The organism is Chloroflexota bacterium (genome assembly GCA_014360905.1).
Lineage (GTDB): Bacteria > Chloroflexota > Anaerolineae > UBA2200 > UBA2200 > JACIWX01.
Genome location: JACIWW010000007.1, coordinates 69,525 through 94,004, shown reverse-complemented (window position 1 = coordinate 94,004; position 24,480 = coordinate 69,525). Strand labels below are relative to the sequence as shown.

22 protein-coding genes are annotated in these 24,480 nt (G+C 52.7%); 14 read left to right on the top strand and 8 right to left on the bottom strand.

Annotated features, from left to right (window positions below; all coding sequences use genetic code 11):
- Positions 1 to 201 precede the first annotated feature (201 nt).
- Positions 202 to 954, top strand: coding sequence for a DUF72 domain-containing protein (locus H5T67_04905; protein MBC7244653.1), 753 nt, complete (start codon positions 202 to 204; stop codon positions 952 to 954).
- A 23-nt stretch (positions 955 to 977) separates the two neighbouring features.
- Here the strand turns inward: H5T67_04905 and recR are convergent, their stop codons facing one another.
- From recR to dnaX, 3 genes are read right to left on the bottom strand one after another with little or no spacing between them, the layout of a single operon-like run.
- Positions 978 to 1,577 carry a recombination protein RecR gene (recR, locus tag H5T67_04900; GenBank protein ID MBC7244652.1) on the bottom strand — a complete coding sequence of 200 codons (600 nt, stop codon included), beginning with the start codon at positions 1,575 to 1,577 and terminating at the stop codon, positions 978 to 980.
- Entirely contained in the window at positions 1,577 to 1,921 is a 345-nt protein-coding gene (locus tag H5T67_04895; GenBank protein MBC7244651.1) for a YbaB/EbfC family nucleoid-associated protein, read from the bottom strand. Before H5T67_04895 ends, recR begins: the two co-directional genes overlap by 1 nt.
- A gap of 23 nt (positions 1,922 to 1,944) precedes the next feature.
- Positions 1,945 to 3,615, bottom strand: coding sequence for a DNA polymerase III subunit gamma/tau (gene dnaX / locus H5T67_04890; protein ID MBC7244650.1), 1,671 nt, complete (start codon positions 3,613 to 3,615; stop codon positions 1,945 to 1,947).
- Positions 3,616 to 3,811: 196 nt separating this feature from the next.
- Here dnaX and H5T67_04885 point away from each other — a divergent pair, with 196 nt between their 5' ends.
- Complete coding sequence (locus H5T67_04885) at positions 3,812 to 4,000, top strand: twin-arginine translocase TatA/TatE family subunit (GenBank protein ID MBC7244649.1); 189 nt, start codon at positions 3,812 to 3,814, stop codon at positions 3,998 to 4,000.
- A 16-nt stretch (positions 4,001 to 4,016) separates the two neighbouring features.
- On the opposite strand, the gene H5T67_04880 is transcribed toward H5T67_04885, so the two are convergent.
- The 3 genes from H5T67_04880 to prfA are packed head-to-tail and all read right to left on the bottom strand — an operon-like array spanning position 4,017 to position 6,621.
- Complete coding sequence (locus tag H5T67_04880; GenBank protein ID MBC7244648.1) at positions 4,017 to 4,646, bottom strand: threonylcarbamoyl-AMP synthase; 630 nt, start codon at positions 4,644 to 4,646, stop codon at positions 4,017 to 4,019.
- Between the two features lie 3 nt (positions 4,647 to 4,649).
- Complete coding sequence (prmC, locus tag H5T67_04875; protein ID MBC7244647.1) at positions 4,650 to 5,510, bottom strand: peptide chain release factor N(5)-glutamine methyltransferase; 861 nt, start codon at positions 5,508 to 5,510, stop codon at positions 4,650 to 4,652.
- A gap of 22 nt (positions 5,511 to 5,532) precedes the next feature.
- Positions 5,533 to 6,621 carry a peptide chain release factor 1 gene (prfA, locus tag H5T67_04870; GenBank protein ID MBC7244646.1) on the bottom strand — a complete coding sequence of 363 codons (1,089 nt, stop codon included), beginning with the start codon at positions 6,619 to 6,621 and terminating at the stop codon, positions 5,533 to 5,535.
- A 148-nt stretch (positions 6,622 to 6,769) separates the two neighbouring features.
- On the opposite strand from prfA, the gene H5T67_04865 reads away from it, so the two are divergent.
- The 10 genes from H5T67_04865 to H5T67_04820 all read left to right on the top strand — a co-directional run bounded on the left by H5T67_04865 (position 6,770) and on the right by H5T67_04820 (position 16,295).
- A complete protein-coding gene (locus H5T67_04865) occupies positions 6,770 to 7,678 on the top strand; it encodes a DUF89 family protein (protein MBC7244645.1) in 909 nt (302 codons plus the stop codon).
- A gap of 121 nt (positions 7,679 to 7,799) precedes the next feature.
- A complete protein-coding gene (locus H5T67_04860; GenBank protein MBC7244644.1) occupies positions 7,800 to 9,035 on the top strand; it encodes a phosphopentomutase in 1,236 nt (411 codons plus the stop codon).
- Between the two features lie 34 nt (positions 9,036 to 9,069).
- Positions 9,070 to 9,381 (top strand): hypothetical protein, encoded by a 312-nt coding sequence (locus H5T67_04855; protein ID MBC7244643.1) that lies wholly within the window; start codon positions 9,070 to 9,072, stop codon positions 9,379 to 9,381.
- Positions 9,378 to 10,445 carry a tRNA preQ1(34) S-adenosylmethionine ribosyltransferase-isomerase QueA gene (queA, locus tag H5T67_04850; protein MBC7244642.1) on the top strand — a complete coding sequence of 356 codons (1,068 nt, stop codon included), beginning with the start codon at positions 9,378 to 9,380 and terminating at the stop codon, positions 10,443 to 10,445. Before H5T67_04855 ends, queA begins: the two co-directional genes overlap by 4 nt.
- Before the next feature lie 7 nt (positions 10,446 to 10,452).
- Positions 10,453 to 10,908 carry an aminoacyl-tRNA hydrolase gene (gene arfB / locus H5T67_04845; protein ID MBC7244641.1) on the top strand — a complete coding sequence of 152 codons (456 nt, stop codon included), beginning with the start codon at positions 10,453 to 10,455 and terminating at the stop codon, positions 10,906 to 10,908.
- A gap of 179 nt (positions 10,909 to 11,087) precedes the next feature.
- The gene (locus H5T67_04840; GenBank protein MBC7244640.1) at positions 11,088 to 11,729 is read left to right on the top strand and encodes a deoxynucleoside kinase; all 642 of its coding nucleotides are present in this window, start codon (positions 11,088 to 11,090) and stop codon (positions 11,727 to 11,729) included.
- A 118-nt stretch (positions 11,730 to 11,847) separates the two neighbouring features.
- Positions 11,848 to 12,753 carry a site-specific tyrosine recombinase XerD gene (gene xerD, locus H5T67_04835; GenBank protein ID MBC7244639.1) on the top strand — a complete coding sequence of 302 codons (906 nt, stop codon included), beginning with the start codon at positions 11,848 to 11,850 and terminating at the stop codon, positions 12,751 to 12,753.
- 4 nt (positions 12,754 to 12,757) lie between these two features.
- Complete coding sequence (locus H5T67_04830; protein MBC7244638.1) at positions 12,758 to 13,618, top strand: purine-nucleoside phosphorylase; 861 nt, start codon at positions 12,758 to 12,760, stop codon at positions 13,616 to 13,618.
- Between the two features lie 89 nt (positions 13,619 to 13,707).
- Entirely contained in the window at positions 13,708 to 14,439 is a 732-nt protein-coding gene (locus H5T67_04825) for a hypothetical protein (GenBank protein ID MBC7244637.1), read from the top strand.
- 281 nt (positions 14,440 to 14,720) lie between these two features.
- On the top strand, positions 14,721 to 16,295 hold the full coding sequence (locus tag H5T67_04820) for a DNRLRE domain-containing protein (protein MBC7244636.1): 1,575 nt from the start codon (positions 14,721 to 14,723) through the stop codon (positions 16,293 to 16,295).
- Between the two features lie 271 nt (positions 16,296 to 16,566).
- Here H5T67_04820 and H5T67_04815 read toward each other — a convergent pair whose 3' ends face one another.
- Positions 16,567 to 17,097 (bottom strand): lamin tail domain-containing protein, encoded by a 531-nt coding sequence (locus tag H5T67_04815; GenBank protein MBC7244635.1) that lies wholly within the window; start codon positions 17,095 to 17,097, stop codon positions 16,567 to 16,569.
- A gap of 5 nt (positions 17,098 to 17,102) precedes the next feature.
- The gene (locus H5T67_04810; protein ID MBC7244634.1) at positions 17,103 to 19,577 is read right to left on the bottom strand and encodes a transglutaminase domain-containing protein; all 2,475 of its coding nucleotides are present in this window, start codon (positions 19,575 to 19,577) and stop codon (positions 17,103 to 17,105) included.
- A gap of 233 nt (positions 19,578 to 19,810) precedes the next feature.
- Between H5T67_04810 and H5T67_04805 the strand changes: the two genes are divergently transcribed.
- Both H5T67_04805 and H5T67_04800 read left to right on the top strand, forming a co-directional pair.
- Positions 19,811 to 20,467, top strand: a complete 657-nt coding sequence (locus tag H5T67_04805) for a hypothetical protein (protein MBC7244633.1) — start codon at positions 19,811 to 19,813, stop codon at positions 20,465 to 20,467.
- Between the two features lie 527 nt (positions 20,468 to 20,994).
- Positions 20,995 to 24,279 carry an immune inhibitor A gene (locus tag H5T67_04800; GenBank protein ID MBC7244632.1) on the top strand — a complete coding sequence of 1,095 codons (3,285 nt, stop codon included), beginning with the start codon at positions 20,995 to 20,997 and terminating at the stop codon, positions 24,277 to 24,279.
- Positions 24,280 to 24,480: the final 201 nt, after the last annotated feature.

Below are 24,480 nucleotides of genomic sequence, written 5' to 3'. Positions count from 1 at the left end.
ATCCTCAAGCCTTGCACCAAACGCGCTTAATAAATATTATAGCACAAATCGTGCAAAACAAAAACCCTGCTGTTACCAAATAGATACATTTCCTCAACTCATTTATTGAGCCGAACAGATAAAGAAAGAGCTAGGTTTTCACATCCCAGCCATCCATGATACAATTGCCGCAGAAAGCACAGGGTATCAGGAGAAGGCTATATGGCTGCGGAAGCCATTAAACCAACCTGTTACATTGGAACCTCGGGTTGGGTGTATCCTCACTGGCGGGGGATACTCTATCCCTGGGAGTTGCCCACAAGTCAGTGGCTAAAGCACTATGTGACCTATTTCGATACGGTCGAGGTGAACAATACCTTCTATCACCTGCCTTCGGAGCAGGCTTTTCGGGCGTGGAAAGAAGAAGCTCCCGAGGGCTTCCGGTACGCAGTGAAGGCGAGTCGCTATATCACCCACATGAAGAAACTGAATGGTGTGGAGGCAGCTTTGGCGCTCTTTCTGGAGCGCAGCCGTCTGTTGGGAGAGCGATTGGGTCCCATTCTCTATCAACTTCCGCCCCGCTGGGTGTGTAACACAGAGCGGCTGCACGATTTCCTGCACCTGCTCCCCGGTGACTTGCACCATGTTTTCGAGTTTCGTCACTCCTCCTGGCTTGAGGAGTCTGTGTTTGCCTTGCTGGAAGCGCACGGAGCAGCATTTTGCATTGTTAGCTTGCCTGACTTCCCATGCGTCCTACGCGCTACAGCGCCTTTTGTCTACATCCGACTACATGGCGCAGAAGCTAAGTACGGCAGTTGTTACAGAGAAGAGGAACTGCAATGGTGGGCTGAGCAGATCATAGGCTTTCTCGAAGGTAACCACGATGTGTATGCGTACTTCAACAACGATGCCTTTGGCTACGCTGTAGAAAATGCACTGCGGCTGAAAGATCTCGTAAAGAAACTAGGTTTTTGAGCCAAACCTGGTTTTTCTAACCGTTATATTTCCTGTCGGCCCTCAAGGGCTTGGGCCAATGTTACCTCGTCCGCATATTCCAGATCACCGCCAATGGGCAGTCCACGGGCCAGCCTCGTCACACGGACACCCAGCGGCAAGATCTGCCGAGCAATGTACATGGCGGTGGCCTCTCCCTCTAGATTGGGATTTGTCGCCAGAAGCACTTCATGCACATTGCCATTCCTGACGCGTTGCACCAACTCACGGATTTTGAGCTCTTCAGGGCCAATGCCCTCTACAGGCGAAATCGCTCCATGCAGCACGTGGTACAATCCCTGATACTGTCGCGTCCGCTCAATGGCCAATACATCCAAGGGCTCTTCGACCACGCAAATCTGGGTCGGATCACGATCAGGGCTGCTGCAAATGGAACACGGGCTGCTTTCAGCTATGTTGAAGCATACACTGCACAGAACGGTGCGCTCCTTCACCTGACGGATTGCTTCCGCCAGTGACTGAGCCTGTTCCGCAGGAGCACGTAGCAAGAAATAGGTCAAACGAGAAGCGGTTTTTGGACCAATACCGGGCAGCCGCGAAAGCTCCTCAATTAGTCGCGTAACTGGCTTGGGTGTTGCCGACATCACATCAACCCTGCCATACGTAATGGGCCGGTGAAAGAGGCCATCTTCTGATCCGCCAATTCACGGGATTTTTTCAGAGCCTCATTCATAGCCGTCACAATCATATCCTGCAAAAGATCAATCTCATTGGGATCTACCGCATCGGGATGAATGGTCACCGCGCGGACTTGCTGCTGACCGTCCATGACGACGGTCACCGCTCCTCCCACGGACACCGTTACTGTCTCTTGAGCGAGTTCCTCCTGAGCCTGCAGTATCTGTGCCTGCAGCTCTTGCATCTGCTTCATCATGCTACTAGCCCCGGGCTGAAAGCGCATCCGGCTTCCCTTACCCTTGCTGCCCATTGACTTGTCCTCCCTCACCACTTCTACTGTATATCTACCACTCTAGCACCATAACGCTTGATGGCTTCGCTGACCACAGGGTTCTCTAGCAGTTTCTCACGGCGTTCTACTTCGTTTTGTTGCTCTCTCCCTTTGCGGTCCCCCTCGTAAAGGACGCACTTCACGCGATAGAAACGCCCAGTCAGTTCTGCCAACGCTTCCTCAACGACCACGCGGTGCTTGTCTTCTGCTACTCTTTCTTTGTGAAAACTATGGTAAAAACCCAGAGTAACCAAATCTTCTTCCACGCATATTGGTTCACAGGACTTTAAAAGGGCTTCGACCATGCGATTCCGCGGCTTGGTTGCCTGCAGTAGCCTGCCCCAATTCTCCTGCAGCCAGGCCAGAGTGATTCCCGATGCAGTAGTCTCTTCTGCTGAAGGAGCCGGTGGTGGCTCCACCGCTTCTTCAGCAGACTCTGTCACGGCGCTCGATATAGGCGCTACAGTGGATTGTGCTATGCTCTCAGCGACAGCAATGCTCTCCTTTTCCTCAGTAGCCGGCTTGGGTGCTGGGGAACGTGCTGGCTGCTCACGAAGCATAGGTGCTCCTTTTTCGCCCGAGGCGGTTGCTCTTTCATCCAACGATGCTGCTTCCACAAAAGCCAGTTCAAGTGGTAGCTGCCCGTGTAAACTTGTCTTCAAGTAATTGGCTGCCTGATTGAAGAGCTTGGCTGTCTGCAGCAAGCGCTCCAGAGGCATTGCCTCAGCCAATGCCGTCATTTCCTGTCGCATCGCATCCGTCACTTGCAACAAGGATGCACTGCCATTCTTCACCAAAAGCAGTCCACGCAGATACTCTAGCACCTCTCGCGTGAGCTGACGGGGTTCCACACCACTGTCCACGGCCTCGTTAATGAGTCTAAGACCTGCACTGACGTCCCGAGCCACCAGTGCCTGGATCATCCCTGTGATGATCTCTTGCGGGGCTGCACCCAGCACCTGACGCACATCCTCTAAAGTGATTTCCGCCTCATAAGAAGCTAACTGATCCAGCAAACTCTCTGCATCGCGAAAACTGCCTGAAGCATGGCGAGCAATAGCATCCAGGGCGGCTGGTTGAATGCGGATGCCTTCTCGGGCGCAGATGAGTTCCAATTTTTGCTTGAGATGGGAAAGAGAAACACGACGAAAATCAAAACGCTGGCAACGCGAAAGCACAGTAAGCGGAACTTTGTGTGGCTCGGTCGTGGCCAAGATAAAGATGGCATGTGGGGGTGGTTCTTCAAGCGTCTTGAGCAGCGCATTGAACGCTGGATCCGTCAGCATGTGTACTTCGTCAATCACATAGACCTTGTAGCGGCACTCGCTAGGGGCGAAAACGATCTTCTCCCGCACATCGCGTATTTCATCTATACCGCGGTTGGATGCGCCATCCATCTCAATCAGGTCCAACGAACGGCCTTCATTCAGGCTTTGGCAGATGGAACAACGGTTGCATGGCTCACCATCTTGTGGATTTAGGCAGTTGACTGCCTTGGCTAACACCCTGGCTGTAGTTGTCTTGCCCGTACCCCTGGGACCAGCGAACAGGTAGGCATGAGAAATGCGGCCAGCGCGCAACGCATTAAGCAGCGTATGCGTGACATGCTCCTGTCCAATGATTTCAGCAAAAGTTTGCGAGCGCCATCTGCGGTATAATGCCTGCGCGGTCATTTGCCCTCCTTCAGTGCTAAGAATAGTTTAGCATGGATGGAGGATAAATGCAAGCGCTTTTGAACTCTGATGGGTTATGTGCTATACTAGAAAATGTTAGTTTTAAAGGCAGGGGATGCGTGCTGTCCTGCCATATTCAAGCAGACAGCATGGTCATAGCCCATGGAACAGCAAGTTACCTTTCCTGGGAGGAGAAATGTTGCGCAATATTGGCCCAGTTGAATTGCTGATCTTGTTGCTGATCGTTATTCTCATCTTCGGTGTAGGACGGGTGAGCGAGATTGGCGCAGCACTGGGCAAAAGCATCCGCGAGTTCCGTCGAGAAATCCGCCAATCGGAAGAGAAGACGGAAGCCGCGGAGAAAGAGACAAAAGAAGAAGAGTAAAGCTGCTAGCCTTACTCTATAAGAATCGAAAAAGAAACGCCTCGACCTCTTCAGCCAACGCGCCACGACGGAGGATGCGCGGTGGGAGCACAGTAGCATCTACCACTGTGGATGGCACTCCACCTGGGCAACGGCCACCATCGAGGATCAATGCTAGTTGAGTGCCAAAGATCGCTTGCGTTTCTTCAGCGGTTACCGCTTCAGGTTGCCCCGAGAGATTGGCACTGGTTGCCGCTAAGGGTGCCCCAAGTGTTGCGATGAGCTGCAATATCGCATCATGCCCTGGAAGGCGCACCGCCACGGAGTTTCCACCGGCGGTAAGCACGTCCAGAACCGTCGCTGCTTTGGGCAGCACCAATGTCACTGCACCTGGCCAGAAGCGCTCCGCCAGGCGCCAGGCAATAGCGGGTATGTCAACGGCCACCGTCGTGAGATCTTCTATGCGCGCGATCAACAACGGAATAGCCTTCTGACGCTCGCGCCCCTTTAGATCATACAACTTCTCGATGGCCGAGGCCATGAAACCGTGTGCTCCCACGCCGTATACTGTGTCAGTAGGGAAGGCGATGACCTGCCCAGCGCGCAAAACGGCCACAGCTTGTTCTATGCTGCCTGGTTGGCTAATCGGCAATACCAGCATCGTCATCCCTCACGTCTGAATGCGCACAATCCGATCTAATCCTGCATAATCCTGGAATAACTCTATTTTTGCGCCAGGATAGTGCTGCGCCGCAAACTCTGTAACCTCCTGGCCCTGGTCAGCCCCCACCTCGAGCAGGATCGCTCCACCTGGCAAAAGCCACTGGCCAGCCTGGGTTAACAAACGCCGAATATGCACCAATCCATCTGGCCCTCCATCTAAAGCCGCTAGAGGTTCGTAAGCAACCATATCTGGAGGCGCGCTGGCCAGATGTTCCACAGAGACATAGGGCAAATTGGCTACGATGATATTGATCCGTTCAGGCAAGGGCTGGAGCAAATCCCCTAAAAGCAAATGCACCTGATGCGAGAGATGATGACGCGCAATATTGCAGGCAGCCACTTCCAATGCCTCAGCAAAAGCATCCGTCGCGTACACTGTTGCATCGGGAAGGTGTATGGCCAGGCTCACAGCGATTATGCCACTGCCTGTGCCTATATCAGCCAGGATCAACCTGTCCTTCCCTAAGCACCCGGCTGTCTCTAGGGCGCGCTCTACCAGCAGCTCGGTTTCGGGACGGGGGATGAGGACTCTGCGGTCCACGATGAAATCAAGTCCGTAGAACTCTCGATGCCCGATGATATACGGCACCGGTTCTCGACAATGCCGACGTTCTACAAACGACTGGAAGGATTGTTGCTGATCAGCCGTCAATTTCCATTCTGGCCTAGCATACAGGCGGGCTCGCTTCCACTCCAATGCATGGGCCAACAGGACTTCAGCGTCGAGCCGGGGAGAAGGGACGCCAGCCGCAGAAAGAACAGAAGTGGCCCACAAGAGTGCCTGCTGCACTGTGGCATTTCTGGGCATATCGTCAGAGGCAGAATAGCGGTTATTCGATGCCAGCAACACGCAGTTTCTCCGCCTGTTCTGCCGCGATGAGTTGCTCGATGAACTCGTCCAATTCCCCCGCTAGCACCTCTTCGAGGCGATAGCTGGAGAAATTGATGCGGTGGTCGGTAACGCGATTCTGCGGAAAGTTATAGGTACGGACTTTTTCACTCCGTTCGCCCGTGCCTACCTGGGAACGGCGCGCAGCATCCACTTTTTCCTCAAGTGCTCGCCGTTCTATGTCATATAGACGCGCACGAAGGATGGACAGGGCACGCATCTTATTTTGTAACTGGGATCGTTCATCCTGACAAGATACAACAATACCAGTGGGCAAATGGGTGATGCGTACAGCAGAGTCGGTGGTATTCACGCTTTGGCCACCATGTCCACTGGAGCGAAAGACCTCAATATGCAAGTCCTCCGGTTTGATCTCCACATCCACCTCATCCACTTCAGGCAAGACTGCTACCGTTGCAGTGGAGGTATGAATGCGACCGCTCGCTTCAGTGACAGGCACACGCTGTACCCGATGCACGCCGCTTTCATGCTTCAATCGGGAATAAGCACCCTTACCCTGCACCTCGAAGATGATCTCTTTGAAACCTCCTATGCCCGTCACATTAGCGCTCAGCAACTCTGTCTTCCAACCGTGGGCTTCCGCATAACGGGCATACATGCGATATAGATCAGCCGCGAACAAGGCTGCCTCTTCACCTCCTGTGCCGGCACGGATCTCCATGATGACATTCCGCTCATCATTGGGGTCCTTAGGCAGGAGGAGCAGACGCAGCTTCTGCTGCAGTTCGCTTTCTTGGAATTCCAATCGCTCTATCTCTTGCTCGACCAGAACACGTATATCGTCATCCAGATCATCTTCCAACATGCTCTTGGTCTTCTCCAGCTCTTGCTGGATTGACTTGACATGACGATAGGTTTCCACCAGGTCTGCGATGTCAGCTCGCTCCTGGGCATATTGACGCAGCCGATTATAGTCCGTGGCTACCTCAGAATCAGCCAACAGACGCTCTAGTTCCTCATAGCGCTGTTCAATCTGTGCTAATTTATCCACAATAGATACCGTGTTCATATCACCCCAAAACCCAAAAAGAGCCCCTTGTAGGCAGGGGCTCAATGAGATGCAGTGTACTATATTATTATAGCACCGGAGTTGAGCTTTGACAAATGCAGCGCCCACACTATTTGCCCCGCTGCATAGACTGCAGTAAGCTTGTGCCATGTTGACCCAAATGGCTTGTGCGAGCTGTATCATTGACGACCTGCGCGGCGCTCTGGAAGCAACCGTCACGGATGAAGCAGAGCGCCTGGCTATCCTTTGTGAAGCCTTGTCCTGGATGGGACAGGAGTTCGACCAACAACGCATCCCTTCTTTCTATATCACTCGCGTTCATCGCCTGTTGAAAGAGCGCACAAAGCAAGAGATGCCCTTTCGCGATTTGCGGAAACGGTGCAATGAAGCAGGTTTGGCCCTGCGGGATCAAGTTGCCCGAGAAGTGATGGGGATAGGAAATGATTTGGAACGCTTGCGCCTGTTGGTCTTGTGGGCTATTGCTGGCAACTACCTTGATTTCCGCACCGTGGGAACTGGTTACCATTTGCCCGTAGAGGACATCGCAGCACAACTTTCGCTCGTTGTCAGCGAAGGATTGGCTGTGGACCACGTTGCGGCATTACAGGCGCTGTTGCGCAAACACTGTCGTGTGCTCTATCTGGCCGACAACGTTGGCGAGATCGCCCTGGACACGCTTCTAGTCGCTGAACTGCAACGCTACGGATGTCACATCACCGTAGCAATCAAGGGCGGCCCAATCACCAGCGACGCCGTGTGGGAAGATGCCCACGAGGTGGGCATGGACAAATTGGCCCCGCTCATCCTCACGGGTCCGGACACGCTGGGATTGCCACTGGATGAGATGTCGGCGGACCTGCGCGCGGAACTTGAGCAGACTAATGTGGTGATTAGCAAAGGACAGGCCAACTACTATGCGTGTTCTGAATTAGTCCATAGATATCAGGGATCTTTTCTCTGCCTGCTGCGCACCAAATGCTTGGTCACGGCGCAGAGCTTGGGGCTGGATCGAGCGCGTACCAACGTAGCCGTCTTGCTGGCATCGGGGAATGACTAAAGTCATCGCAATAGTCATGAGGTCATCCGTATTCTCCGTTCCACCCAACGACGCTGAATCGGTGTACTGAGCACGGTGTTCTGTGTTCTAAGATTTGCAGAAATTTTGCTCTGTCGCTATGATGATAAATATCATGAGCAAGATTAAACGAGTCATTCTGATCATATTGGATAGTGTGGGCGTCGGTGCATTGCCCGATGCACATTTGTATGGCGATGAGGGCTCAGATACTCTAGGAAATATGGCAAGAGCGGTAGGGGGTCTGCACCTGCCCAATTTTCAAAAATTGGGGCTTGGCAACATCCATCCTATCCTAGGCGTATCTCCCGAACCATCTCCCCTTGCCGCTTATGGCCGTATGTCAGAATCGTCCGTCGGCAAGGACACCACAATTGGCCACTGGGAAATCGCCGGCGTTATCTCACGCCGTCCATTACCAACCTACCCACATGGATTTCCCCAAGAATTAATCGCAGAGTACGAACGGCGCATCGGACGTAAAGTTCTGGGCAACTATCCCGCTTCTGGCACTGTCATCATTGAAGAGCTCGGACCAGAACACATGCGTACTGGTTTCCCCATCGTTTATACCAGTGCAGACAGTGTCTTCCAGGTAGCTGCCCATGAGGAAGTTATTCCGGTAGAAGAGCTGTACCGCATCTGCCGCATTGCACGCGAGATGCTCACGGGCGAACATAATGTGGGGCGGGTCATTGCGCGTCCCTTTATTGGCATGCCAGGCGCCTTTCAGCGCACCGATAGACGCCGTGACTTTTCCGCAGCACCGCCCGAGCCAACTCTGCTGGATTACATTCTGCAAGCCGGCCAAGCCGTATGGGCAGTAGGTAAAATCGAGGATATCTTTGCTGGACAGGGTATCAGCTACGCTGTTCATACCCATGATAACATGGATGGCGTGGACAAAACTTTAGAGGCTATGGCAAAAGCAGGGCCGGGCCTCATCTTTACCAACCTGGTGGACTTTGATATGGTTTACGGACATCGCAACAACGCGCAAGGCTATGCGGCAGCCCTGCAGGCTGTAGATGAGCGCGTGCCAGAACTCCTCGCTGCATTGCGCAGTGAGGACGTGCTGATCTTTACCGCCGATCATGGCTGCGATCCAACTACGCCCAGCACGGATCACTCTAGAGAGTACGTGCCACTCCTCATCTATGGTGCACAGATCCAAGCAGGAGTCAATCTAGGCACACGCGACACCTTTGCCGACGTAGGGACGACTATTGCTGACTGGCTTGGCATTCAACCACCCAAGGATGGACGTAGCATGGCCAAGGAATTACAGAAACGGCGCATATGCCAACGCGTGACCTCATTGGAAACGGCGATGAGGTGAGAAACTCGGATTGTATGCCATCCAGGGAGGGACAATGGCTGTCAATTTCTTACTCAGGCTACCGCTGTTCTTGGCGTATCTGCTGGGAACAGGCCTCACTTGCATACTAGTACTAAAACGCAGAAACATTAGCAGTGCCCTTGCTTTCCTCGGTTTTGCGCTCCTTGCTGCCGTGCAAGCGGTGGCGCCCTTTACAGCACGCTTGTATGGACGGAGTATGGCTTTGACAAGGGCTGCGTTTGTCTCCGCTTTTGCCACCCTCGTCCTCAACCTCATCTCTGCTGTAGCGGTGATGTGCATCGTTGGCGCTATCGCCCTGGCAACTAGAAACAAGAGGCAATTTTGAGAACTAGCGAGTTCGATTATTACTTGCCCCCCGAGTTAATCGCTCAGACCCCCATTGAGCCGCGCGATGCCTCCAGGCTGCTTGTACTGCATCGCGCTGATGGATGCATTGAACACCGCCGTTTTCGCGATATCGTTACGTATCTGCAAGCTGGCGACTTGTTGGTTGCCAACGATAGCCGTGTTATCCCGGCGCGCTTGTTTGGTCACAAGATACCCAGTGGTGGCAAAGTAGAACTACTGCTCATCAAGAAACGCGATCATGAAACTTGGGAGGTATTGCTGAAACCTGGCCGGCGGGTGAAACCCGGAACAGAGCTAGCTATTCATGCGTTCACAGATATAGGAACTGGTGCGACCTATCCTGCTCCGGAAATCATCGCCCGCGTGTTAGCCTCAACTGAGGGAGGCGGCAGGGTGGTCTCTTTTTCCGCTCCTATCGAGCCCTTGCTCGATCGCATTGGTATGATCCCCTTACCACCTTACATCCACACTCCACTGGAAAATGCCGAACGTTACCAGACCATCTACGCACGGGTGAGTGGTTCCGTAGCCGCACCAACAGCCGGGCTGCACTTTACCCCAGAGTTGGTGCAACAATTGCAGCAACACGGAGTTGAATTCGCCTTCGTCACCCTACATATCAACATGGATACATTCCGTCCAGTGCAGGAAGCGAATATCGAGGAGCACCGCATGTACAGCGAGTACTGTGAGTTGCCGGTGGAGACGAGCGAAGCTATCAACCGCGCGCGAGAAGAAGGGCGGCGGATTATCGCCGTTGGCACAACGACTGTGCGTGTGCTCGAAACAGCGGCTTTGCACCTGCTGGATAGCAAAACTCCATTAAGGCCATTCGCTGGCTTTACCGATCTGTTTATATACCCAGGTTTTCCATTCCGTGTGGTCAGCGCCATGATTACCAATTTTCACTTACCCCGTTCGACATTGCTCATGCTGGTAGCAGCCTTTGCCGGAAAAGATCGGATTGACCGTGCGTACCAGGAAGCTATTCGTGAGCGTTACCGTTTCTATAGTTTCGGCGATGCCATGCTGATCCTGTGAAAGAGCCATGATATCGACAGAGGAAAACAAAGAACACATCCGCATAACCGGTGACTTGGTTATTCCGTCTTCTGAGTTAGAGTTTCGCTTCTCACGCAGCGGAGGCCCAGGAGGGCAAAGGGTTAACCGACGTGAGACACGCGTGGAACTGCTCTTCGATGTGCAGCATTCGCCCAGCCTGAACGACGTACAACGATCTCGCCTCCTCAATCGCCTGGCTGGCTATATAGATAGCGAAGGCATCTTGCGCATTGTGGCCACTACTCATCGCAGTCAGTTGCGCAATCGAGAAGAGGCAATAACACGGTTTGTCCAATTGCTGCAGCGTGGGTTGCGTTCATCCAGACGACGTGTGCCAACAACACCCTCGCCTCAGAGCGTACAGCAGCGCATCGAACGAAAGCGAAGGCGCAGCCAGATCAAAGAATTGCGCAAACACATACCACTAGATCGCTACGAATAAACCCGTTCATTTGACTGTAATTATTTCCTTGTGTTATACTTTGACAAGTCGTATGGGTTATCCATCCATCAGCACAGGAGATTTGCGCCGCTTATGGAAGTCCTGCCTGCTGGTTATGGAGCTTACTCTAATCCATGGGCTGCTGATCTTGCACACAACGCGCTGCAATAGGAGCAAAAATGCCAAGGTACTTTGTCGTCGTAGCGGGCAATATAGGTGCAGGCAAAACATCCCTGGCCAAGTTAATGGCTGCACGCCTGGGCTGGGATGCTTTTTATGAATCGGTGGATGATAATCCCTATCTAGCAGACTTTTACCAGGACATGCGCAAGTGGAGTTTCCACTTGCAGATATTTTTCCTGGGGCATCGAGCAAAAATTCATCGTTACTTGAGCACAGAGCATACTGCCTCTAGTATTCTGGACCGCAGTATTTATGAAGATGCTGAGATATTCGCTCGTGCTTTGCATGCGCTAAATTATCTGGACAAACGAGACCTGAATGCCTATCGCAGCGTGTACGAGGAGGTGATCCGCACCTTGCCGGCACCTCATCTGTTGGTCTATCTACGTGCCTCTGTGCCGACTTTGCTGGCACGCATTCGCCAGCGCAGCCGTGTGATTGAGGCTGGCATTACGGAGGATTATCTGGCTTTGCTCAATTCTTTCTACGAAGACTGGCTACAGCATTTCGATCTGTGCCCAGTGCTCACTATACCAAGCGATGAACTAGATTTTGTGAAACACGATCACCATCTCACTATTATCACGAATCGTGTCCTGGACAGGTTAAAGGGCAAGGAAGAAATCACATTCCAATAGCCGGTCGAATTACAGCACTCTACAGCAAATTTGCGTCTTATGAAAAGTTATGCTAGAATAAATTGGTAGATTTGTGGTCGACAGGGCTAGTATTAGGTTATGAATAAAGGAGTGTACCATGCAGAGGAGATTAGAAGAGTATCTGACATCACTGGAAATAGAGAAAGGCTATTCAGAGAATACGCGTGTTGCCTACAGAAATGACCTACGTCAATTTCTGGAGTTTCTGGAAACCCAGGCAGAACCCAAGGTGAAGAGCTGGGACGAGGTCAAGAAAGAACACCTGATAGCCTATATCCTCAATCTGAAAAAGGAGCGCGAATACGCCTCTACCACAGTGGCGCGCAAGGTAGCAGCCATCAAGTCCTTCTTCCACTTCCTAGTAGCCGACGGGTTAATCAGAGATGATCCAACGGCTACACTGGACTCTCCCCGTGTGAAAAAGTACTTGCCTCGAGCTATTTCTCAACAAGATATCGAGAAACTGCTGGAAGCGGCAAGCAAAACGGATGCCCCCAGATCCCTCCGCGATCGAGCCATACTCGAATTGCTGTATGCTACAGGCATGAGAGTGAGCGAACTCGTGGCGTTGAATGTAGGCGATGTTGACCTGGCTTCTGCGAGCGTCCGTTGCTTCGGCAAGGGGGGTAAGGAGCGGGTGATTCCCATCTATGAGCGGGCCGTGCAAGCTATTGACGCGTATCTGAGCAAGGGCCGTATCCATCTCTTGCGCGACCCAGAGCAGAAGGCGCTCTTCTTGAATCAGCGCGGTCAGCGTCTCACCCGACAGGGATTGTGGTTGATCGTCAAGGGCTATGTCAAAGAGGCCGGTATCCAGGCACAGGTGACCCCACATACCTTGCGCCACTCGTTTGCCACACATATGCTGCGCGGCGGTGCCGACTTGCGCAATGTACAGGAGCTCCTAGGCCACGCCAATATCGCTACAACACAGGTGTACACGCAAGTCAGCAACGAACGGTTGCGCGAAGTGTACGACGAAGCCCATCCGCGCGCGAAGTAGCAAAATGCAAGAGATTTTCTCGAAAACGGATATCCACGAGGCTGTAGAGTTCATCACTAGGAAGGCCAGCCTTCATCCTCGTGTGGGGATCATTCTTGGCTCAGGGCTGGCCTCCCTGTCTACTGAAGTAATGCAGCCTGTGCGCATACCTTATTCTGAAATCCCCCACTTTGTTCCTGCTACAGTGGAAGGCCATCCTGGCGAGTTGGTTATGGGCTTGCTCCAAGGCTGCCCAGTGATCTTGATGTGCGGCCGGGTTCATTATTATGAGGGCTATACTATGCAGCAGATCACCTTCCCTATCCGCGTCATGTGGGCAATGGGGGTAAAATATCTGATTGTGACCAATGCTGCTGGTGGGTTGAACCCAGCTTTTCGACCCGGAGACCTCATGCTCATCACGGATCACATCGGACTGATCAACATGGTCGGTCTCAACCCATTACGCGGACCGAATGACCCAGAGATTGGGCCTCGGTTTCCTGATATGTCGCAAGCCTATGATCCTGAATTGCGTCATATGGCGTTGCAGGCTGCCCGAGACCTGGGTATCCCCTTGCACCAAGGTGTCTATATCATGCTGTGTGGTCCCAGCTACGAAACCCCAGCCGATCTGCGTTTCCTGCGTCTCATTGGTGCTGATGCCGTTGGCATGTCTACAGTGCCCGAGGTTACAGTAGCTCATCACGCTGGCCTCCGCGTACTGGCTATCTCTGGTATAAGCAACGTCGCCCCCATCGAGCCGGGAGCTGCCATAGTTAGCCACGAAGAAGTGCTGGAAGCAGGGAAGATCGTGGTAACGAAACTGGGTCCGCTCATCAAGGAGATTCTCCGCAGATTGGAACAAAAATCAGCCCAGAAGTAGTCTTATCCATAACATCCTAGAAGCAAGGGCATCTAAAAAGCAGCATGCATCGCAGCTATAAGGCATTTCGATTATAGAGGCAATCGTAGATGATTCTCGCGAAAGTACTCTTCCTTATTCAAGCCTATTCGCTCTGGATATATGGGGCGGGCTTCCTGGCGGTGTTGCTGAGCCTACGCGAACTTAGGCAGGCGCAAAAAGACAAAGCGGAAACCATTTTCACCTTGGAGAAGGAACTAGCGACAATCCGTGAGAATCGGGCGCGGACTAGCTTGGTCCTTGCCATCGCCTTGCTGGCTATGGTGACCGTGGTCATATTTGTAGTTATCCCATCCCAGCCCATGCCGCTGGCACAGGAACCTACTCCTACCTCTTTATTGGTCATCGAACTACCAACTAGCACGCCAGCTCCACCCACACCGACCATGACCCGTATTCCCACACGTCCAAGGCCTACCCCTCTACCTCCCACGCCGACCGCGACTGCGACTCAACGGCCACAGCCACCACCTTGCCCCCAACCCGGTGTTCAGATTACCTCTCCTACTATGAACCAGGTTATTTCGGGACGGGTAACCATTTTGGGTACGGCTCAGATTGATCGCTTTCAATTTTATAAAATCGAGTATGGCATGGGTGAAAACCCAACGCAGTGGCATAGCATTGGGGAGGTAAACCGCACCCCAGTGGTGAACGGCGTGCTTGGCATCTGGGATACAACAGGGTTCCCGAATGGCACCTTTGTGCTACGTCTGACAGTAGTGGACATCACAGGAAACTTTCCTCCGCCCTGTGATGTACGAGTTACTATCCAACAGTGATTGATGTAACCAACAATCAGTAAATGCCATTGGACCAAAAGGAAAACAGCCCTTGTAAAAAGACTGCTCCTTTTACGATAACAGAGGCGTACGTTTTATTGACCGTATCCCTCGAAGAGCAATTGACGTCATATTTTTAGAATTTGTGGTAAAATATCATTAGTTAGCAATGGACCTCGTCGCTTTTTGGGGATGGTAAGCATGTCTTATTTACGATGTGCCATCTCACTATTAGACCAGGTAATGAAGGGTAACCTTGGCATCAGAGGAGGTAGTGCATAATGGGCCAGAATCGCATCTCTCCTTATTTCCTTGCCAGGGCAAGACATCTTGCCCTCGCTGTGTTAACCATTGCCATGTTGCTTTCTCTCTTGCCCAATCCAACCAGTCAGGCAGATCCTGCTCTTAGTTTGCCTATGTCTGCTGCAGCTGAACCCATCACTGTTGTCTTCCAAGAAGGTGTCTACCCTGACGCCTTTTACATGGGGGTAGCTGATACTCATATCTCACTCTATGAACCTGCTACAAACTTTGGCACTGCTTCCACCATGCGCATTCATCCTGCATCTGGAGGTCGAGAACGTGGTTTGATCAAATTTGACATCTCGATGATACCCACCACTGCCACCGTGCTCCAGGCTACTTTGTACCTATATGCCTGGTATTGGAGCTATTCCTTCCCTCTCACCATCTATGCCTATAGGGTCAAAAAACACTGGAATGAATGCGAAGCCACTTGGGATCATGCCACCACTACTGATTTCTGGCATACTGCTGGCTGTAGTAACCCAATCTTTGACTATGATCCCCATTCCGCTGTCTCCACTACCGTCTCCAACGAGCAGCAGTACTACTCCTGGGATGTTACCCAGATGGCGCAGCTTTGGGTTACCAATCCGCTTGCTAATGAGGGTGTGCTTCTTGTTGCTGATGGGCTGCATGTGCAATACCAGTTCCGTACCTCGGAGATTCCAGACATGCGTCCGTACCTTGTTGTCACCTATCTTCCCACCGCACCTTCCCCCACTCCTACTTGCTCTGCCACGCCAACTATTACTCCCGTTTACTCACCTACTCCAACCATTACTCCCGTTTACTCACCTACTCCAACTATGACTCCCGTTTACTCACCTACTCCAACTATGACTCCCGTTTACTCACCTACTCCAACCAGAACTTCTACCCCAGCAGGACCTCCTACTCCGACCAACACACCCACTCCGACATCCAAGCCTACACGGGTGCCAACTGTCACGCCTGTCCCTACCCCGATGGAGCGCATTTTCCAGCAAGAGTTCTCGCCTTTTGCCTCTTACTACGGAACTACCGACACCTCACTTGCCTCCTATAGACCCGATACACCTTGGGGAAACGAGGACAGCTTGCGCATCAATGGCCGCGAAAAGGGCACAGAACGCACCCTTATCCGCTTTGATCTCGAGGGTTACATCCCCACTAATGCTCATATCCTCAGTGCCAAGCTCTCCTTATTCGCTTGGTCCAGACGGACCCTCTACGGCATGAGAGTCTCTGCATTTGCTGTCTTACGCCCTTGGGATGAAGCTGCAGCTATCTGGAACAGCACTGGTTATGAGGCATGGGCTATCCCTGGCTGCGAAGCAATAGGCAGCGATCGCGAGGGCACTTTCCTGGCTTCCACCTTCGTCTACTTCATCAACAAATTTTATGATTGGGATGTAACCCCGCTCGTTCAGCGCTGGGTCAGTGATCCATGGACGAATCATGGCATCCTTCTGCTCGGCCAGAACGTGGACCAGGAAATTCGCTTCCGCTCCTCGGAATGGCCTGTGCTGCAGCAACGACCCAAACTAACGGTCATCTACAGCGTGCCATAACCACGGCAGAAGATAAAAAGAGAGCTCGTACTCAGCGGAAGATTCTGGCGGCTTCCAATCGATAATAACTGCGTGGGTCATCGCCAAAATTGCTGTTTGTATGAGAAGGCGGCTCACATACCGCTGAATAGCAGGCAATGCCCCTTGCACATTCCGTTAAGAGACTCCTAAGACGCCCCAGCACAGAACAAAAAGGGAAGTTTCGGCAAACCGCGTAGGGGATCCGCGCGGCGCGAGCACGAAGCGAGGGCATTTCATCCAGCGAGGCCAGCTAATAACGATAACGATTGACCAAATTGCCTAGAGAATTGTAAAGAGAAACAGTATCGTGATCATTGTTCCAAATAAGGATGTTCCGCCCCCAATACAGATCGGTGGCTGTGTCCGACCCCAGGCCGCTGTGCAATCTGACTATAGCTCCTGGGTTGAGGACAAAAGGCGGGAAAGTGTAGCGGTGAAGCGCTTCATCTTCCACATACCAGTTGGTCATGTCCGCGGGTCGTATATCGTAGTTTTTGAAGCATACCCATTCCCCAGTGGGATCCTGGGCAGTGCCACCTTTGAAATTTGAGCAAGCGGGTTCCACACGCACATCCAGTGGCAAAGGCGTTGGTGTTGCCGTGGGCGTGCAGGTAGGAGTGGGTAAGGGTTTGGCAACCAAAGGCATATACAGAAAGTAATCCGGCTCATCTGCCAAGCCAGGTGAGGACAAGGTAAGGCTGAACAGGGCAGCTATACCCAGTCCAATTATCAAGGGAATAAACCACAGTAGGGATTGCCCTTCGGCGAATATCTTTCGCACAGAAATTACCTCAGCGAAGTTGGTGGACGCAGTGAACTCGGCGAAACCCAAACTGTTGTGCGAGGTTGGCGCTGTGGCCACCTAGGCCGAAAGAGCTGACGCCACATCAGCACACGCAGCCTTTGCCATTGTTCCTTCAGCTCCTTCTCCTCAGCTGCATTCAGTCCGGTCTTGCCGAACCTTTGCTTGACGTAACAATGGACTACGTATCGGATGGCTTCCTTGCCTTCGGGAAGCAAAGAAACGAGGGACTCTCCATACTCAATGGGGGTCTGATGCCTGTGATGTACCACGCCAAGCAAACGACCCAGGCGTTGCATCTGTTCGTAGATGCTTGCCGCGGCACTCAGGCCACGCAGGCTGTAAAACCACCACCCTATACAGATCAACGCTATCCCAGCGAGCACTCCGACCAGAGCTAGAGTCCCGTATAACAGCCTCGATTGCCAAAGCTTGCTCGAGGCCAGCGTGATATCCTCAATATCCTCGCTCTCAGCAATCGCCTCATCGCGGCCAAACTTTTCTTCCTCTCCTCCCTGCGACTCCCCTACAAACTGGTCCAGTCCCGGCAAGACCGGAAAGGCACTCTCTTCGGGACGGGCAATCAAGGGCTCAGAAGAAGTAGGCTCAAATTCGATCCAGCCATAGCCTGGGAAATACACCTCAGGCCAGGCGTGAGCATCTAATTGGCGCACTATGTAACTGCGCGAAGCAGCGACATACTCGCCGGATGTGTAACCTTGCGAGACGCGAGCAGGAATGCCTACGGCTCGACACATGACGGCCATAGCTGTAGCGTAGTAGTCGCAATAGCCTCGCCGATTTTCAAAGAGGAACCAATCTACTGCATCTCGGCCCGCAGGAGGCGGATTGATGTATTGATCATAGGTGATGCCGCGCAAATAGTTCTGAATGGCTACTGCCTGATCATAAGGATTATTGGCGTCTTTAACGATCTCTTGACTTAAAAGCCGCACTCTTTCAGGGAAATTCCGCGGAAGTTGCAGATAGCGTTCTTTTATCCACTCGGGGTAATCCGTGCCTGCGGCTCGCAATTGGCTCACCGTCGCTGTAGAAACAAGGGATACAACGGTGTAACTTTGGTTGCGGCGCAGAGGCTTCAAAGCTTGCAGTATGGATACCAAGGCTTCTGCAGTTCGTGATGGTGATATTTGAATAGGCACTGGGTTTCCCCCGATGTAGATCGTGCTTTCAGTGATAACCACCGTGCTTCTCGCCAGGGCAGGCGACGATACTCGAATAGGCATCGGGTTTCCTGTGATAATTACCATATTCCTTATTTCAGGCGGCGATAAATAAGCGAGGCGCACCCTAGCAAACTGATCGACACGCAGCAACTCCCCAGTGAAAAACAATATATCCTCGCCAGATTCTAACATGCGAATTGTATAGGTAATCTCTTTCTGCATCCTTATATAAGGCATCTCACTAGCAAGCCGAGGGTCGTTAGGCTGCAATGTCCATTCCAGGCTATCGGTATTGATCCAGCCACTTCCTGTGTACAGGTCGTAGGCCACGGCGCGTAGGTAGTGAGGTTCCTCAATCTGCACTTCTAAGAGGGGGACATTGCTGAGGGTCACCGCACCGGTCAAAGTCATAGTGCGCCCAAAACGAACCAGGCTCGATGTACCCTGATAATTTAGAGAAGTGAACAAGCGAGTCCAACGGGTCTGCACTTCGTGCCATGGCCCCTCAAATTTTGCCCAGAAGTCAGCCAGCATAGGACTTCTGGCTACAGCCGGGATGCTCCATGCGAGAAAGAGTGCTAATAGCGATACAAGAAAGCCATCGCGCAAGAAGGTCAAGTCCACATCTAGGTTGTAATTGACAGCGGCTTTGCGCCAAAGATCTTGGCGAATGTACACATGCATGCGCACTAATAGCAACAAAGAAAAGAGGCAATAAAGGGCGAAGTATATTGCCAGCCGAGGTGGGGCATAGTAGACGTTCAGCAAACAGGCTATACCTGCGGGCACGATTGCGCCCCAAACCCAGTGGGAACGAAAAACGAACCACACGCTGAAATAACTCAAAAGCCAACTCAGGACGGCCAAAGTAGCGACAAACATGAAATTGGAGAGCCAGACTTCCGCTCCACTAGGGTCTAAAATCCAGGCTAGTATCTGCTGGTACATTGTATGCACTCTGGCCAACAAACCTTGCTCTGGAGCAATGAGATAGGGTGGTACCACAGGCGGACTGAACGCACTGAGCAGCATCGCGGTAACCCATGCAGCACCGAGGATCAGGCTCACCAGATGAGCTATGAGGCCCGGAATGCGCCGTGCTTTGGCCAGAAGCAAGCCTAACCATATAGCGCCTATGGCAATCCACTGCAGTATCGCCAATCCCGCAGTCCATTCGGCCGCGCGCACCGACCAGACCACGCTCAATAGCATGAGCATCAGTAGCAGAAAAGAGGTCCATCCCTCCTGTGGTTTCAGCCTGGATAGGGACATAAAAATTTACCCTTCTTGCAAACGCTCTAACTGGCCTATCCTTTGTCCTTGCCCAGAAGCAGTACAAAGGAGCACTCAGTACTCATATAATTTTAAGCCAATGTTGCAGTTGCTCAAAATGTTTGACAAGCCTATCGAAAGATGTTATCATTCTTGCCATACCAAATGGACAGGCTAGGTTTGCTGCTCTTGAGCCATTCCATACAGATAGATGCCACGCTAGGAAAAAGCGAGTGAGAAAACTCTTCAACTGGTATGAGCAGCTAAGCACGAATCAAAAGCTGCTGTCTCTGTTGCTCACGCTGGTCATATTGGCGACATCGTGCATGTACTGTCTAGGTCTAGCCAGTTTAATTGTGCGCTGGAAGTTGCGACCATCGGCCGTGCTTCCAGAGGCAACCCACACTGCTACACCAACTGAATTCGTTCCTCCCACCCTTGTACCACTGATCACACCGCCTACTCCTTTACCAACTATTACCCCGTTTTCTGGTCAGACGTCGCTGGCAACTCCTACAGGGTTGCCAAGTCCCTCACGGACCGGAACTCCTGCTTTGATTTACACTGCTACAGTTACACCGGTAGTATCACCGACGCAAACGCCGGAGCCCAGTCCTGCCCCAATCGACACCCCCACACCCAACCAGACACCGACAGCTACTAGCACGGTTTCTCCTACGCCCATGCCGACGTTTACGTTTACAGAGACGGTTGCACCCACTCCTTCACCAACAGAGCCGCCGACAGCTACATTGACTCCTACACCAGAGCCAATTTTGACGCCCACGGATACGCCCATGCCATTAGAGACACCCACTACTGCCGCAGCGGATACACCTGCAATTCCCGTTTTGCCAACGGTTGAAGTCACCGTTGTTTGCCAAATGTAGCAGGCGTTTTCAGCACGTAATTGTTTAGATTAATGCTCGTTGCGTTGGGCTGACGATGATTTGGCTTCCACTGCTAATAATCAGCCGTCATGACAGGACTGTGTCCTGTACTGTGAAGTTGCTCGCTGAAAAATTCTTTACCACAAAACTGAACAGTTACAAGAACACAGGGCATTGACAAAAGCGGGAGCTTGCGTTATAATGACAATAGATCCCCCGCATATTTGCTGCTTTTGGCCTGTTGAAGAAACTATCCTAGGGCACGCTCGAGCTTTGTATCATTTGGAGGTTATAGCAACTAGTATTGTACTATGGGCAGCTCAGAAGATTTGTCGCGCTAGTTCGTCTGCTTTCCAGCCTGCTTTGGCTAAACGAATGGAACTATTGCTGTAAGCCAGAGGCCAAGTTGACAAATCACTGCTTTTAGCCATGACTTTAAAGTGAAAGGAGGTGATGGAGGCCCCAGTATACAGGAAACGGATATAAGCCAAGTACAAAACTCGAAATAACCAAGGAGGGAAAAACAAATGAGAAAGGTTTTTGTAAGAAGTTTTGCTCTGTTAACCATCTTGGCCATGCTGCTCGCTGTATTGCCTGCAGCGATATCGGCCCAACCTCCAATTCCTACTCTTGAGGAGACCGCACCAGCCAAATCCAAGTTCTTTAAACCCAAGGATGCACCGAACCCCTTTGATTACAAGCGGTTGCTCAAGCGCGAACAGTTGCTCGTGCAAGGGCGTACGGCTGAGGCAGCAGCTCTAGCCAAGACAGGTAGTGACCGCCTGCTAGTCATCCTGGTTGAGTTTGCGGGCACAGACACAGCGACCTGGAATCCTGGCGACATCTGGGATCCCATTGGCGATCCAGGCGTCGTGGATTACGAGGATTATGGTGACTGCTCGGGCATCATCACCGAGACACAGACCTTCACCTACTCCGGGCCGCTGCACAACCAGATCCCCAGACCTGCCTCCACTACCCACCCCGGCTACAATGCTATTTGGACGGAAGATTTTGGCCAAGAGCACTACTGGAACATGCTTTTCGGCGATGGCGTCTTCATCGAGTACACACTCGGAGATGGCACCCCGGTTACCATTGACCTTCGTGGTTATAGCCTGAGGCAGTACTATGAAGAGCAGTCCAAAGGTTTGTATACGGTTGAGGGTGATGTTATTGGTTGGGTACAGGTACCGCATTCCGAAGCCTGGTATGGTATGGATGCCTGCCCCGGTGCGCGCTCAGCTGGCTACTCGGGAATCGCCGATGGCTTCTTCCCTGGTGGTGGAGACCCCCGCGACTTGGTGAAAGATGCCATTGATGCCTGTGTAGCTGCCTATCCAGATTTTAACTGGGCGCAGTACGATCAGGATGGCGATGGCGTTCTGGATCGAGTTATGATCGTGCACGCTGGCTTGGGCGAGGAAGATAGCACCGCCTTGTTAGCAGAATCAGGAGTTGGCGAGCATGCCATTTGGTCGCATAGCTGGTCGGTATGGCCATTCTATGACATTGGCACCACTGGCTTGAAGATCGGTCCCTATACCATGATGCCAGAAAATGGTAATGTAGGAGTATTCGCCCACGAGTTTGCCCATAACCTAGGTACAATTGACCTCTATGCCTACAACCCTGGGGAGACCTCGCCTGGCTTCTGGACTTTGATGGCCGACGATTGGGGTGGTGGTTGGCCGCAAGGTGCAATACCACCAGGGCTTGACCCCTGGCACAAGTACCTGTTGGGTTGGAACGATCCAGTAGTGCTGAACACGATGAGCCCCGACACAGAAGTTGTCCTGGGCGAGGCTTGCAATCCACCCGACGGTACAGAGGACTCTGTGATCATCAACTTGCCTTCGCAGATCGAGCAACCCGTCGCACCGGCTAGCGGCGAGTACATGTGGTACAGTGGCAGAATGAACTGGCTCGATGCCAAACTGACCCTTGCTGCACCATTGGATCTCAGCTCGGCGACCAGTGCTCAACTCACCTTCAAGACCTGGTATGATATCGAAGAGGGCTGGGACTTTGGCTTTGTGCAGGTATCCACCGATGGCGGCGAAACTTGGACCTCACTGCCTGGCACAACAACTACTGATCAGCACGACCCAGATTGCTACTTTGTCGATGAGATGCCGGGCTACACGGGCTTCAGCGAGGGCTGGCTTGATGAGACGGTGGACCTCAGCGCTTATGCCGGCCAGAGCAATGTCCTGCTGCGTTTCCGCTATGAGACCGACCCCGCTGTCCTCGGCCTAGGCTGGTTCCTGGATAACATTGTCATCAGCGCCGATGGAACGGTGATCTTCTCCGATGATGCCGAAACCGCCAATGGGAAATGGGTAGTGGAAGAATGGACCTGCTTCGACGGCTACTTCTATTATCCGCATTACTACATTGCAGAATGGCGCAATGCCTGTGGCTTCGATGCAGGCTTGGTCAGTGGGCGCTACAACATCAAGGACTTTGGCATGTTGCTGTGGTACCGCAACTTCAAGTACACAGACAATGAGGTGTTCATGTACCTGGCCGATGGCCCTGCCTTTGGGCCCAAGGGCGCCTGCCTGCTCGTTGATGCGCACTTTGAACCTTGGCGCTCCACGACGTCGGATTACGTAAACGAAGTGGCGAACCTGCACGGCCGTATCCAAATGCGCGATGCTGCCTTCGGCCTGCGCGATACAGAGCCATTCCACGTAACTGAGCGTTGGCGCAATTACAACCCCGATGAGGAATTCCCATCTAGGCTTGCCGTGTCCGCCTTTCACGATTCGCTGGGTTGGTATCCGGGCCTTGAGTACGTACCGCGTGGCCCTGGCGATGCACGCTTGATCTGGGCAACCAAAGACTGGGATGCGAGCTGTGTAATTCCTGCCCCAGATCACTATGGCATCGCACCGCCAGAGTATCCAGAGGGCTTTCCCTTGCGCTTCGATGGCACGGAGTATCCAGGTGGCCGTTCTGCCTGGTATTGGTATTCCTCGGGCGTAGGCTACGGTGGCACAACTGGCAACCCCGGCGAGAACAACTATGGTGTGCACATCAAGGTCATCGAGGAAGCTCCTGACCTGTCCTGGGGTAAAGTACTCGTCTGGAACAACACGGATACCTTCCTTGGCGAGATGATGGTGGATAAGACCAGTGCCGCGCCGGGCGACATCCTCACCTATGTAGTCTATATCAAGGATGCTGCCAGCACCAGCGCGCTAGCGACGGTGGACATCCCCATCCCGAAGGGCACTACCTTCGTTGAAGGCTCTCTGACTGGCGCCCAGTTTATGAAAGACCCATTGACACGTAGAGACATGGATGAACGCGGGCGCATCATCTGGGGAGGTCGCGTCGGTGGTAAGGTGCTGCACACGCCCGATGCCTACATCACTTACCAGGTGCAGGTGGATCCGCTTGCGGTAGGCCCCATTGTTAACGAGGCCATCGTGACCATCCGTGGCCGCCAGACTTACCGTCTGACCGCGACAACCAGGCTGCCTTGGGTCACAGCTACCCTCACCGCTCCACAGTTCGTTGGTCCTGTGCGACCAATCCGCTACACTGCTTCGGTAACAAACCAGAGTGGTGCCACGCTGACCAATGTCAATGTGGTCGCAACCTGGACCGGTCCAGCCTACATCATCTGGCCCAACCCGTCTTCCTGGGTGATCCCATCGCTGGCACCTGGTGCTACCTGGACGAGAGAGTTCACTCTGTGGACCTTCTCGACAGCTACCGGCCAGGTAGTAACCACCATCACAGTGTCTCACCCCTGGATCGAGACGGTGACGGCTAGTGCCACAACCACCATTGTGCGCTGAGCTCCTATTGCATCAAAATTAGAGGTAAGGAGGCTAATGGATGCCATCATCCATTAGCTTCCTTTCTCACAATATGGGCCAAGGAAGTACGCCGTTTCCAATCTATATGCACCCTTCGATAAGCAGCCTGTTGACGAGCTCAGTGCAGGCAGCGTACGCTGTGAGTTGCAACAGGAAGATTGAAAGCGGGGTAGCCCATGT